This is a genomic window from Accumulibacter sp., from assembly GCF_036625275.1.
Classification (GTDB): Bacteria; Pseudomonadota; Gammaproteobacteria; order Burkholderiales; family Rhodocyclaceae; genus Accumulibacter.
Genome location: NZ_JAZKUD010000100.1, coordinates 1 through 12,969, shown reverse-complemented (window position 1 = coordinate 12,969; position 12,969 = coordinate 1). Strand labels below are relative to the sequence as shown.

Below are 12,969 nucleotides of genomic sequence, written 5' to 3'. Positions count from 1 at the left end.
GTCGACGTCGTGCGCAATCGTCTCGGCGACTTGCTCGCCTTTTGCAGCGCGATTCGCGCGCGGTTGCATGCGACTCCGGGCGCGGGACGCTGATTCCGTGCCCGTCGGATATGGCTGCTGGTCGTCCTGCATTTTTTTGTTGTCTGTCAAACCTGCGGATGCCTGGCGACGCTTGCTGGTCAAGACTCCGTCCGACCACAAGGGCGGCTGCATGGCACGCGTCGGCCTCAGCGCGTCAGCAGCATCAGCAGCATCAGCAACAACAGGTTCAACAGCAGCGATATCGCCGCAATGACCCGCCAGGTCAGCAGCGGGTTGCGCATCGCCAGCGGCGTTGCCGGTGGCCGGTTCAACGGTCGGTTGGCGCCGCGTTCAAGCGAAAGCAGGAACTCCTCGGCGGTTTCGAAACGCCGTGCGTGATCCCTGGCGACCGCCTTGAGCAGGACGTTTTCAAGCCAGCCGGGGATGTCCGGGCGATAGCGCGTCGGGGGAAGCGGCTCACCGAATTTCGGATGTTGAAAGGGCTCGATCTCGCCGTAGGGATACTTGCGGGTCAGCAGATGGTAGAGCGTGACGCCGGCGGCGTAGAGGTCCTGCGCCGGGCCGGCCGGCTCGCCCGCGAAAAGCTCGGGCGCCATGTAGCTCGGCGTTCCCGGGCTGCCGACGCTGGCGTCGTCTTCAGACTGGCTGAGCGCGACGCCAAGGTCGAGGATGCGCAGGCGGCCGTCGCGCCCAAGGTGGAGGTTGGCCGGCTTGATGTCGCGGTGCGCAACGTCGAGCCGATGCAGCGCCGAGAGGCCTTTCATCAGACGTATGCCGTGCTGCACGGCGTCGGCAACCGTGAAATGCAGGCCGGTGTCGAGCATCCGCTGCAGCGTCGCGCCTTCGTGCCAGGTCTGCAGGTAGTAGAGGCAACTTCGTCGCTCGGCCGGTACCAGTTGCGCGAAAAACGGCGAGACGATCCGCCGTGCTCGCCACTCCTCCATGATCAGGGCGCGGACCTCGTCCGGGTCGTCGGCGAGTTCCGGGCGCAGCGTCTTGAGCACCAGCGCTTGCCCGGAGAGCTGATCGGTCACCCGGTAAAGCAGCGTTGCGCGCGAATCGTGCAGCAATTCGTCGATGTGCAGCCCGTCGAATTCCTGGCCCGACTTGAATCGCGGCGGCAGTGGCAGGCGCGCCGTGCCGGCGAGCGCATCGCGCAGGTTCTGCGCCGGCAGCTCGGTCACCCGCAGCACGACAGCGCTGGCATTGTCCTGGCCGCCGCAGGCGAGTGCCAGGCTGGTCAGCGAGGCGGCAGCCTGCTGCGCGTCCGGATGGGCGAGCAGCGCGGACTGCAGGCGTGCATGTTCGAGTGCCCCCCAGACGCCGTCGGAACAGAGCAGGAAGCAGTCGCCTTGCTGCAGCTCGCCGTCAAAGAAATCGAGCTGGAAGTGACGATCGAGACCAACCGCGCGCGACAGCACGTTCCTGAGTTCGGGATGTTCCCAGACGTGATCGCTGGTCAGGCGGGTGCACACGCCGGCGCGCAGCAGGTAAAGCCGCGAATCGCCAACGTGGGCGCACACGTAGCGGCGACCACGAAGCACCAGAGCGGTCAGCGTCGTTGCCATGCCGGCGAGTTCGGGCTGGCGTCCCGCTTCGGCCATCACCCAGCGGTTGAGCGCCACAACGACCTTTTCCAGCGCGTGCGGCACGCTCCAGGTATCGGGCGTCGCGTAGTAGTCCGAGAGCAGGCCGCGCACGGTGTACTCGGCCGCCTCGCGACCACCCTGGTGCCCACCGATGCCATCGGCGACGGCGGCAATCAGACCTTTGTTTTCCAGTTCGCCGCCCTGTGGCGTGACCATGCCACAGAAATCCTCGTTGCGTTCGCGCGGACCTGTCAGCGAGGAGTAGCCGGCGTCGACGATCAGGGGCATGCGGGCAAGGCTCCGGAAAAATGCAGGGCGGCAGGTCGCACTCTACCGTGCCGCCCCTGCCGCGCGAAAGTATGGCCGCTCAGATCTTGGCGGCGGTCAGGTGCGCCGCCCCCCAGGTGGTCCGCCAGCGGGTCTTGACGGCGGTCAGGCCGACCAGCGCCAGCAGAGCGAGCGCGGCAAAGATCAGGAAGCCGATCTGATAGCTGCCGGTGAGCTGCTTCGCATAACCGAGTGACGAGGCCAGGTAGAAGCCGCCGACGCCACCGGCCATCCCGACCAGGCCGGTCATCACGCCGATCTCCTTGCGGAAGCGCTGCGGCACCAGCTGGAAGACGGCGCCATTGCCCATGCCCAGAGCCAGCATCGCGCCGACGAAGGCGAGCAGTGCCATCCACGCAGCCGGCAGGCCGATGCTGACGATGCCAAGGAAAATCGCCGCCAGGACGTACATCACCGACAGACTCTTGATGCCGCCAATACGGTCAGCGACGTTGCCGCCGATCGGTCGCACCAGCGAGCCGGCGAAGACGCAGGCGGCGGTGAAGAAGCCCGCCGTCTTGGCATCGAGCCCATACTGCATATTGAAATAGATGGTCAACGATGAAGCGAGGCCGACGAAACCACCAAAGGTCACCGAGTAGAAGAACATGAACCACCACGCGTCGCTGTCCTTGAGGACTTTCAGGTATTCCGCCAACGATTTCGGTGGTGGGCACTCCGGCGCGTCCTTGGCGGCGAACAGGTAGAACACGAAGACGAGAATCAGCGGGATCAGTGCCAGGCCGAAGACGTTGTTCCAGCCGAAAGCAATCGCCAGGCTCGGGGCAATCAACGCGGCGAGCGCCGTGCCCGAGTTGCCGGCACCAGCAATGCCGAGCGCCGTTCCCTGATGTTCCGGCGGATACCAGCGCGACGCGAGCGGCAACGCGACCGCAAAGGAGGCGCCGGCGACCCCGAGGAAAACGCCGAGAATCAGCGTCTGCTCGTAACTTTCGACGCCGAAGTACCAGGCGAAGAACAGCGAGGCGATGACGACCACCTGGCCGATGGCACCGGCCATTTTCGGCTTCAGGTGGTCGACCAGAATGCCCATGAAGATGCGCAGAATGGCCCCGGCGAGTACCGGCGTGGCAACCATCATCCCCTTCTGGGCGTGCGTCAGGTCGAGATCCTTGGCGATCTGCACGCCCAGGGGCCCGAGCATCACCCAGACCATGAAGGCCAGGTCGAAATAGAGAAACGCTGCCAGCAGCGTCGGCCGGTGACCGGCCTTCCAGAATGCCTTGTCCATCTTCGTATCCCTTTCGTTCGCGTCAGATTTGCAGAAAGACCGTGCCGCTTTCGATGCGCACGGGAAAGCGGCGAGAGCAGCCTTCGTCGGGGGCAACCGCCTCACCGGAATCGAGCCGCAGCTTCCAGCCGTGCAGGGGGCAGGTCACCTGATTGCCGTGCACCAGCCCCTGCGACAACGGTCCACCCTTGTGCGGACATTGGTCGCGCAAGGCAAACACGGCGTTGGTTGAGGTGCGGAAGACGGCAATATCGCCACTCGTCGAACGTACGACGCGACTTCCCAGTCGCGGGATGTCTTCCAGCTTGCAGATCGATTTCCATTCGTCCATTGCTCTTCTCCAGTTGCTCAAACCACAATCGCTTCGTATTCATGACGTTCGACGCCGGCGATGCGCTCGGCCCACGGGTCGGGGGCGCCCTGCAACTCGGCCAGGAGGCGTGCGTAAAGCGCCTTGCGGTTGTCTTCGTCCTCGACGACCCGGCTCTTGGCGTGGTCGAGGCCAACACGTTCGAGCCAATGGCAGGTGCGCTCGAGGTAGAAACCCTCCTCGCGGTAGAGCTGCAGGAATGCACCGGTATATTCCATGACTTCGTCGTCGCTCTTCACCTTGACGAAGAACTGCGCGACCTCGGTCTTGATGCCGCCGTTGCCGCCGACATACAGCTCGTAGCCCGAATCGACGCCGATCACGCCAACATCCTTGATGCCGGCCTCGGCACAGTTGCGTGGACAACCGGAAACCGCCAGCTTGACCTTGTGCGGTGAATACATGTCGAACAGCATCTTCTCGAGCTTGACGCCCATGGCCATCGCCAACTGTGTTCCGAAGCGACAGTGCTCGGCACCGACGCAAGTCTTGACGGTGCGGATCGATTTCCCATAGGCGTGGCCAGAGGGCATGTCGAGATCCTTCCAGACGCTGATCAGGTCTTCCTTCCTGATTCCGAGCAGGTCGATGCGCTGACCACCGGTGACCTTGATCGTCGGTACCTGGTACTTGTCGGCGACGTCGGCGATGCGGCGCAGCTCGGCGGCGGTCGTCAGCCCACCCCACATCCGCGGCACGACCGAGTAGGTGCCGTCCTTCTGGATGTTGGCATGGGCACGTTCGTTGATCAGGCGCGAGCGCGGATCGTCCCGGGCTTCCTTCGGCCAGGTCGAGATGAGGTAGTAGTTGAGCGCCGGACGGCACTTGTCGCAGCCGTCCTCCGTGGTCCATTCGAGGAAGCGCATAACGCTGTCGATGGTCAGCAGGTGCTGCGTGCGGATCGCGTCGCGCACTTCCTGATGCGAGTAGTCCGTACAGACACACACCGGCTTGCGGTTGGAGGCCGCGGGCGTGTAGGCGCCGCCGATGGTCGCCGAGAGAATCTGCTCGCAGAGGCCGGCACACGAACCGCAGGAGGAGGCTGCCTTGGTATGCTTCTTGATGTCGTCGAGGCTGAACAGACCCTTCTCCTTGATCGCCTTGACGATGCTTCCCTTGCTGACGCCGTTGCAGCCGCAGACCTCGGCGCTGTCGGCCATCGCTGCCGCCTTGCTGTGACCCTGATGGCCCACGTCGCCGACATGCGACTGACCGAACAACAGATGGTCGCGCATTTCGTGGATATCCTGGCCGTCGCGCAGCAACTGGAAGTACCAGGGCCCGTCAGCGGTGTCCCCGTACAGTACGCCGCCGACCAGACGGTTGTCCTTGATCACCAGCTTCTTGTATACCCCGGCCGCGGCATCGTTGAGAACGATCTCTTCGGTGTCCTTGCCGCCGAAGAAGTCGCCGGCCGAGAACAGGTCGATGCCGGTCACCTTGAGCTTGGTCGAGGTCACGGAGCCGGTATAGCGGCCAATGCCGTAGTGGGCCAAATGGTTGGCCGCCACCTTGCCCTGTTCGAAAAGCGGTGCCACGAGGCCATAGGCGATACCGCGGTGGGCGACGCATTCGCCGACCGCGTAGACCTTCGGATCGAACGTCTGCAGGGTATCGTTGACCACAATGCCGCGCTGGCAATGGATTCCCGCCGCTTCGGCGAGCGCCGTGTTCGGACGGATGCCGACGGCCATCACCACCAGCTCGGCAGGCAGTTCCAGTCCGTCCTTCAGACGTACGGCGGCGACGCGACCGCTCTCGCCAGCGACCAGCATTTCGGTCTGCCTGCCGAGCAGGAACTTGAGGCCGCGATCTTCGAGCGATTTCTGCAACATCCGGCCGGCGGTCTCGTCGAGCTGGCGTTCGAGCAGCCAGTCGGAGAGATGGATCACGGTCACGTCCATGCCGCGCAACTTCAGGCCGTTCGCCGCTTCGAGGCCAAGCAGCCCGCCGCCGATGACGACTGCGTGCCGGTAGCGTCCCGCCGCATCGATCATCGCGTCGGTATCGGCGATATCGCGGTAGGAAATCACCCCCGGCAGGTCGTTGCCGGGGATGGGCAGGATGAACGGCGTCGAACCGGTCGCCAGCAGCAGGCGGTCGTAGTCCGCTGCCGTGTCGTCCTCGGCAATGACCTGGCGCTGCACCCGGTCGATCCGGCTCACCTTCTTGCCCAGGTGCAGCGTGATGCCGTGCTGCGCATACCAGGCGTGATCGTTGAGAACGATTTCCTGGATGGTCATCTCGCCAGCCAGCACTGGCGACAGCAGAATGCGGTTGTAATTGGGGTGCGGCTCGGCGCCAAAAACCGTGATCTGATAGCGATCAGGCGCGATCTTCAGCAACTCCTCGAGCGTGCGGACGCCGGCCATGCCATTGCCGACCATGACGAGTTTTTGCTTGCTCATTCCTCTTTTCTCCCGCGGATTGGATCTTGATGCAGGTCATCAAGCAAACTGCATGCCACCTTCTGCCGCTGACCAGACCTTGAGGCATGCGGGCTCATTTTTTGGACCGGGAGTGCTGCGACGCACCACAGAAGGGCGAAGACGACTGCGCAGGCGTCGAGCCTGGTGCGCACCACGGGCGGTGGCAAGTGCGCGGGGCCGAGAGATCCACTGATTGCCCGGAACTGGCCCCTGGCACGGCTGTTGCTAATGACGATCAGGAGAAAACGTCATGAACCAGCCAGTCAAGTCTATCTGTTGCTACTGCGGCGTCGGCTGCGGCCTGCTGATCGACACCGAGCAGGGAACGATCAGCAGCGTGCGGGGCGACCCGGATCATCCGGCCAACGAGGGCCGCCTGTGCACCAAGGGCGCCTCGCTGCACCTGACGACGCGGCCCGACTATCGCGTGCTGCATCCCGAACTGCGGCCGCAGCGCGGGCAGCCGCGCCTGCGGGTAGCCTGGGACGAGGCGCTGGACTTTGCCGCCCAGCGCTTTGCCGAGATCATCGCCGCGCACGGTCCAGATAGCGTCGCCTTCTACCTGTCGGGCCAACTGCTGACCGAGGACTATTACGTCTTCAACAAACTGGCCAAGGGGCTGATCGGCACCAACAACGTTGATACCAACTCGCGGCTGTGCATGTCGTCAGCGGTGGCGGGCTACAAGCAGACGCTCGGCGCCGACGCGCCGCCCTGCTGTTACGAGGACATCGCGCTCGCCGACTGTCTGTTGATTGCTGGCGCCAACCCGGCGATCGCCCATCCGATCGTCTTCCGGCGCATCGAGGATGCCCGCGCAGCCAACCCCGCGCTGCGCATCATCGTTGTCGACCCACGGCGCAGCGAGACCGCCGAGATCGCCGATCTCCACCTGCCGCTTGCGCCGGGCAGCGACATCGCCCTGTACAACGGCCTGCTGCATGTCCTGCTCAGCGAGGGGCGGGTAGATCGGGACTACATCGCGGCGCATACCGAGGACTTTGCGGCACTCGAGGAGATCGTCGCTGCCTATCCGCCAGACGTCGTCGCCCGCCTCTGCGCCTTGCCCGAGGCCGACATCATCCGCGCCGCGCGCTGGTTCGGAAGCGCCGGCGCCGTGTTGTCGCTCTACTGCCAGGGACTCAATCAGTCGTCGCACGGCACGCACAACAACGCCGCGCTGATCCATCTGCATCTGGCAACCGGTCAGATCGGCCGCCCCGGCGCCGGACCGTTCTCGCTGACCGGTCAGCCGAACGCGATGGGCGGCCGCGAAGTCGGCGGCCTCGCCAACCTGCTCTCGGCGCATCGCGACCTGGCCAACCCGCAGCACCGGGCCGAGGTCGCTCGGCTGTGGGGCGTGCCGTCGGTCCCCGGGCAACCCGGCAAGACCGCCATCGAACTGTTCGCCGCGCTGAAGAGCGGCGAGATCAGGGCGGTGTGGATTGCCTGCACGAATCCCGCGCATTCGCTGCCCGACCAGACGCAGGTCCGCACCGCGCTGGCCGCAGCCGAGTTTGTCGTGCTCCAGGAAGCCTATGGCAACACCGACACCGCCGCCTTCGCCGATCTGTTGCTACCGGCAACGACCTGGGGCGAGAAGGAAGGAACGGTGACCAATTCCGAGCGCCGGATCACTCACCTCACGCCGGCCGTCGCCGCACCCGGTGAGGCACGCCACGATTGGCAGATCGCCGTCGACTTCGCCCGCCGGCTTGGCCAGCGGCTGCGCCAGCCGGCCGAAATACTGTTTCCCTACGACCATCCCGAACAGATCTTCAACGAGCATCGCGAGACCACGCGCGGCCGCGATCTCGACATCAGCGGCCTCAGCTACGCCCTGCTCGACTCGCTCGGCCCGCAGCAGTGGCCATTTCCCGCGGGCGCCAGCAGGGGCCGGCAACGCTTGTACGAAGACGGTGTCTTTCCGACGGCGAACGGCCGCGCCCGTTTCGTCCTGGTCGAACACCAGCCGACAGCCGAAGTGACCAGTGCGGAGTACGCGATCAGCCTGATCTCTGGTCGGTTGCGCGATCAGTGGCACGGCATGAGCCGCACCGGAACGGTCGCCCGCCTGTTCAATCTCGACGACGAGCCACTGCTGACGATGAACCCGGCCGACCTGCGCCGGCGCGGTCTAGCTGCCGGCGAACTGGCCAGGGTGCACAATCCGCGTGGCAGCATCGTCGTTCGCGTCGCCCCCGACGAAGGCCTGGCGCGCGGCTGCGCCTGGTTGCCGATGCACTGGGGGAATCAGTTCATGAACAGCCCTGGGGCCAACGCCCTTACCGTCTCGACGCGCGACCCGTTTTCGCAGCAACCCGAGCTGAAGCACGCTGCTGTCGCCATTGACAAGGCCGAACTGCCCTGGCAACTGGTGATTCTGCGCCGGGCTGACCTGGGCGAACTTGCCGCGCTGCCCATGCTCGAACGTGCCCGCGGTCTGCTCGGCGAGTTCGCTTTCGCCACCGTCGGGCTCTACGGTCGCCGCGATGCCTTGGTCGTCTTCCGCGCGGCAAACGGCGAGGCGCTGCCGGAAAGCCGCCTGCGCGAAATCGATCGGCTGTTCGGCCTTGATAGCGACGATTCGGCGATCGTTTACGCTGACCACCGGCGACAGATCAGCAAGCGGGCAATCGCCCCCGACGGCAGGTTGATCGGCGTTCGTCTAGCCGGCGAGACGCAGGCACAGGCCTGGCTCAAGGAAGTCATGGCTGACGACTCACTCGACGCGGCGCTGATTCGCTGGGCCGTGGCGCCGATCGGCCGCCGCCCTGGCAAGCTACCCCAACGCAGCCGGGTCGTGTGCAAGTGCGCCGACGTCAGCCAGGCAGAGATCACGGCCGACCTGGCCGCTGGCGCCACGTTGCCGCTACTGCAGGAAAAGCGCGGCTGCGGGACTTTCTGCGGCGCCTGCCTGCCCGAACTGCGCGAGATGGTCGCCGGCCACGCGGCAAGGGTCGGCGAGCAAGACGCCGCCTGACCCCAGTCGCCGCCGCTCGACGACCATCATTGCCAAACTACCGCCGGCTGGCGCCCAGAGACGGTCATCATGCGGGGCATTGTTCACCCGGAGGTAGGCGAATGCTTCTGTGGCATAATCTGACGCCCCAGACATTGAAAATGCGACACCTCCGTGATCCCGTCCCATCCCACCCTCAGGTGCCTGCTCGACGATCTGCTTGGATCGAGCGATGTCGTGCTGCGGGCACGGGCGGAGAATTTCCGCTTCGAAGAGCGTGTTAGTGACGAGAGGCAAGTACGCTATGAAGCCGAGCATGGGCCGGCCGGATCATCCCATGGAGACTGGCTTGAAAGCCACAAGGACTACCTGGAAGGTCTGGTTTACACGGCACTGCCCGAGACTTTCCTCTCTGTGAACACCAAGGCGGCCCTCCCGGCGACGGTAGCGTCCGAGCTGGGCGAGGCGCAGGAGCTTATCCGTGTCGAATCTCTGGACTATGCCTTGGGAGAAACCAAGCTTGGTTCGTTGGCGGAGTTGGAAAATGTCCTGGCCATATACAACAATCGGCGCCACGATTCGAACGTCACCGCTGGCGACGCCAAGGCCCTTGTCCAGGAGGTCTGTCGCTCCCTCAACCAGAACCCGAACGCCGTACGGCCGCGCTTCGCCGCCTTTGCCCAGGAACTGTTGGAGGATATCGACTCCCCCGACTGGTCCCTGCGCTTGCGCGACCGCCTTGGTCTGGCCCACCTGCCACCCACCAGCGCGTATGGCCCCCACCCGGTGGTGCTGATGCGCTACACGGTTAAGGAAGTCACCGCACACGCCCGTAGAGTCAATGCGAACCATCCTCTTGTCGTACCGACGGTTCTGGATGCCGAACCCTACGAAATCTTCCACCCTTCGCCGCGGGAACAGAATTACGGTCGCACCTTGAACCTCTCCGGCGCTGGCGATTGCGACCGGCTCGCCTCCGAGGTTCTGCACTTGCGGATAGACTACGCCCCGAGCCACATTTGGAAGGTTGGCGCCATCACGGCGCGGGCGGACACCTCACCGGGGCGGCTGGCCAGGCTGCGCCGTGACCACTTGGCCTGCCTGCAACTTCTCAGCAATCGGGACGATTTCGGAATCCTATGAGTGCCACTCCGGACATCATCCCGCCGCGCCATCCGTGGCTGGATCGCCTCGCCGCCCAGCCGGACCGGGCGGTCGACAGCTTGCTGCGTGGCGTGGCCCACCTTCCCGGTCTGCAACGGGCCAGCCCCAGCGAAGCGCTGATGGCGCTGCTCGGTGACCTGCCGCGGGAGACAGCGGAATGGGGCTTGGTCGACCGCGCATTGCTGGCCTGGCTTCAGGCACGGCGACATGCGGCCGATGGCCTGTTTGGCCGGCCGGGGGGCGTGGGACGTTTCATTCGTGAGACGGGTGAGGCTTTTCGGGCCGCCTGGCGGCTGAACCTCGCTGAAAGCTGCGCCTGGATTCGCGCCGAGACGTTCGACCTGCTGCGCTGGGCTGACGCCTTCACCCTGGATGCCACCTTCGACCTCGGCCGTGCGATTCTCACGGCCGCCGCCCATTTGCAGCAGGAGCGCGAATTCCGCTTCCTCTGGCTGCGCATCTGCGAGGAGGCGGCTGTGCCGCGGCTGCGTCACCGCCTAGACGCCGCCCTGCTGGGCCTCGCCAGAACTCCCGGCGTGCCGGCGGGAGGGCCTTCTCACGACCTGATCGTCGGGCTGGCCCGCTGGGGTGCCCGGCTGCCGACAGACGACAACGCCAGGAGCGAGGTGGTGCGCGAATGGCGTGCCCTCAAGGCTGCCTTCCCTCGTCAGCCGGGCTTCTGGCGCAACCAGTGGGAAGCGATCCTGCGAGATGACCGGATCGGCGCCCACCCGTTCACCAACTGGCTGCGGGAATCCGATCCGGCCCTGCAAGCACCGGTCAAGGCCGGGTCGCCGCGCCGGGTGCCAGCGCTGCCGAAGGACATTACGGGCATCATCGCTGGAATGGGGAGGGAATGCCGCGATCAGGGATTGACCGAGCCACTGTGGCGGAAGATGGCAGCATTGCTCGACCAGGTGGAACGCTACGCCGACGCCACCGGTGAGAGCTATTACCTGGTCACCAGCTGCACCAACATTGCCACAATCATCCTGGGCCGGGCCCCGGGCCACGCCTTGACCCTGACCCGCCGCGCCCTGCTGTGGGCACCCTCCAACGGCCACGCCTGGAGCGTGCGCACTACTGCCCTTGCCCGGCTGGGCCGCCCCGATCTCGCCGAGGCGGTGCTATGGGAAGCGCTACGTCGCGTTCCGTCGCACCAGGCCGCATACAACGACCTTGCTCTGGCCTGGGTCGAGCGCGGCGGATTTGCTGAAGCGGAGACGTTGCTGCGCAAGGCGACCGTCCTTGATCCAGACAACGGGCCCAACTGCGTCGAGCTGGCTCGGGTGCTGTGGCTGCTCGACCGTGCCGACGAGGCCTTTGCCTTGCTGCGCGACCTCCTCGATCGCACAGATGATGCTATTGCTCTCTTCACCCTCGGCCGCCTGCTGATCGCCGAAGGTCGGAGTGCGGAGGCAACTAAGGTGCTGGAACGATACCGACGTACTCACGGCATGAACCACTGGGCTGTGACTCTCAGCCGCCTCATTGCTGCTGGCACGGCGGGCCAGGAAGAGTCTCGCGAGCACCTGCACGAACCGCGGCGGCGCGGTGCTGTGGTCCCAGAGGTTCCTTGGGACGCGGAGAGCGCCGAGCGGGCGCTGGCGGCTGAACAGGCCGGCTTCCCAAGCTTGGAGAAGATCGGCAGGGTGGCGCATGCCGACCTGCTTTTCCGGATGGGAGAGGAGCACTGCGCCGACGCCCTGCGCCTGGTGGACGCGGCTCTGACCGACCCGGCCGACACCTACGCTCAGGTAGTGAAAGGTCTGGCGGTGCCCGAATACCGCATTGAAATGCTCGGACGTACCGGCCGCTTCGACGGTTCGCTGCCGGTGCGCCTGGCCCTCACCCCGGAACATGTCAGCGCCGACCACTGGCACGATCTGCTCAGGCGTTTCCCGGAGGGACAGCACCTGACCCATCTTGTCCAACTGGCACGGGGACAGGCGGGTGAAGCGGTTCATGCGGCCCTCGCCGCGTGGTGCGGTGAGCCGACGCATTGGGATGATGGTTGGGCCAAGTACCTCAAGGAGACACTCCGCCGCCATCTGGACGGCAACCAGATCCCGGTCGACCTCGCCACCCTGGCCCACGACGCCCTGACCCAGGCGGTGGACGTGGGCCTGGACGCCGCGCCACTGGCTGCCTGACCCGCCGCGCCGGTTTCGTCCTGGTCGAGCACCGGCCAACCACCGCAGTGACCAATGCGGAGTACGCGATCAGCCTGATCGCCGGTCGGTTGCGCGAAATCGATCGGCTGTTCGGCCTCGATAGCGACGATTTTGCAGTCGTTTACGCCGACCACCAGCGGCAGATCAGAACGCGTGCCATCGCCCCCCGACGGCAGGTTGATCGGTGGTCGCCTCACCGGCGAGACGCAGGCGCAGGCTTGGCTCAAGGAAGTAGTGGCGGATGACTCACTCGACGCGGCGATGGAACGATTCGTCTGTGCACCGGACAAAAGGGACGCGGGCGGGTGAGGCCGCACGCCCTGCCGGCAGGACGCCTATCCCCCGCGGCAAGCCATCAACCCACGGAGACCACCATGATTCTCATGCCCCGCCTGATTTCCCGCAGCGCCCTGGCGCTCGCCCTGATGCTCGGCGCCGCCGCCAGCTACGCCGATGTCTTGCGCGTCTCGGCGATTCCCGACGAGGCGCCTACCGAGCTGCAGCGCAAGTTCAAGCCGCTCGGCGAGTATCTGGAGAAGGAAACCGGCCTCAAAGTGCAGTTCACACCGGTCAGCGACTATGCCGCGGTCGTCGAAGGCCTGGCGGCGAAGAAGATCGACCTCGCCTGGCTCGGCGGTTTCACCTTCGTGCAGGCGAAAC

General features: G+C 65.4%; 9 protein-coding genes. 4 read left to right on the top strand and 5 right to left on the bottom strand.

Annotation, left to right across the window (positions count from 1 at the left end):
* The 5 genes from V5B39_RS19330 to nirB all read right to left on the bottom strand — a co-directional run.
* The coding region (locus V5B39_RS19330) for a hypothetical protein (RefSeq protein WP_332344488.1) at positions 1–183 on the bottom strand (183 nt) is incomplete at its 3' end.
* A gap of 44 nt (positions 184–227) precedes the next feature.
* Positions 228–1,919 (bottom strand): protein kinase domain-containing protein, encoded by a 1,692-nt coding sequence (locus V5B39_RS19325; protein ID WP_332344487.1) that lies wholly within the window; start codon positions 1,917–1,919, stop codon positions 228–230.
* A gap of 79 nt (positions 1,920–1,998) precedes the next feature.
* Positions 1,999–3,210: a nitrate/nitrite transporter gene (locus tag V5B39_RS19320; RefSeq protein ID WP_332344486.1), complete on the bottom strand. Its 1,212-nt coding sequence runs from the start codon at positions 3,208–3,210 to the stop codon at positions 1,999–2,001.
* A 22-nt stretch (positions 3,211–3,232) separates the two neighbouring features.
* Positions 3,233–3,541: a nitrite reductase small subunit NirD gene (gene nirD, locus V5B39_RS19315; protein WP_332344485.1), complete on the bottom strand. Its 309-nt coding sequence runs from the start codon at positions 3,539–3,541 to the stop codon at positions 3,233–3,235.
* A 17-nt stretch (positions 3,542–3,558) separates the two neighbouring features.
* Complete coding sequence (nirB, locus tag V5B39_RS19310) at positions 3,559–5,988, bottom strand: nitrite reductase large subunit NirB (protein WP_332344484.1); 2,430 nt, start codon at positions 5,986–5,988, stop codon at positions 3,559–3,561.
* A gap of 271 nt (positions 5,989–6,259) precedes the next feature.
* Between nirB and V5B39_RS19305 the strand changes: the two genes are divergently transcribed.
* From V5B39_RS19305 to V5B39_RS19290, 4 genes are all read left to right on the top strand, one after another.
* Positions 6,260–8,992, top strand: coding sequence for a nitrate reductase (locus tag V5B39_RS19305; RefSeq protein ID WP_332344483.1), 2,733 nt, complete (start codon positions 6,260–6,262; stop codon positions 8,990–8,992).
* A gap of 153 nt (positions 8,993–9,145) precedes the next feature.
* Entirely contained in the window at positions 9,146–10,114 is a 969-nt protein-coding gene (locus tag V5B39_RS19300) for a hypothetical protein (protein WP_332344482.1), read from the top strand.
* Entirely contained in the window at positions 10,111–12,288 is a 2,178-nt protein-coding gene (locus tag V5B39_RS19295) for a tetratricopeptide repeat protein (RefSeq protein WP_332344481.1), read from the top strand. The genes V5B39_RS19300 and V5B39_RS19295 overlap by 4 nt, the downstream gene beginning before the upstream one ends.
* A gap of 446 nt (positions 12,289–12,734) precedes the next feature.
* The coding region (locus V5B39_RS19290; protein WP_434735728.1) for a PhnD/SsuA/transferrin family substrate-binding protein at positions 12,735–12,969 on the top strand (235 nt) is incomplete at its 3' end.

Coding starts and splice junctions, on each gene's coding strand:
- nirD (WP_332344485.1), bottom strand. CDS start 3,541: ATGGACGAATGGAAATCGATCTGCAAGCTGGAAGACATCCCGCGACTG.
- V5B39_RS19305 (WP_332344483.1), top strand. CDS start 6,260: ATGAACCAGCCAGTCAAGTCTATCTGTTGCTACTGCGGCGTCGGCTGC.
- nirB (WP_332344484.1), bottom strand. CDS start 5,988: ATGAGCAAGCAAAAACTCGTCATGGTCGGCAATGGCATGGCCGGCGTC.
- V5B39_RS19295 (WP_332344481.1), top strand. CDS start 10,111: ATGAGTGCCACTCCGGACATCATCCCGCCGCGCCATCCGTGGCTGGAT.
- V5B39_RS19320 (WP_332344486.1), bottom strand. CDS start 3,210: ATGGACAAGGCATTCTGGAAGGCCGGTCACCGGCCGACGCTGCTGGCA.
- V5B39_RS19325 (WP_332344487.1), bottom strand. CDS start 1,919: ATGCCCCTGATCGTCGACGCCGGCTACTCCTCGCTGACAGGTCCGCGC.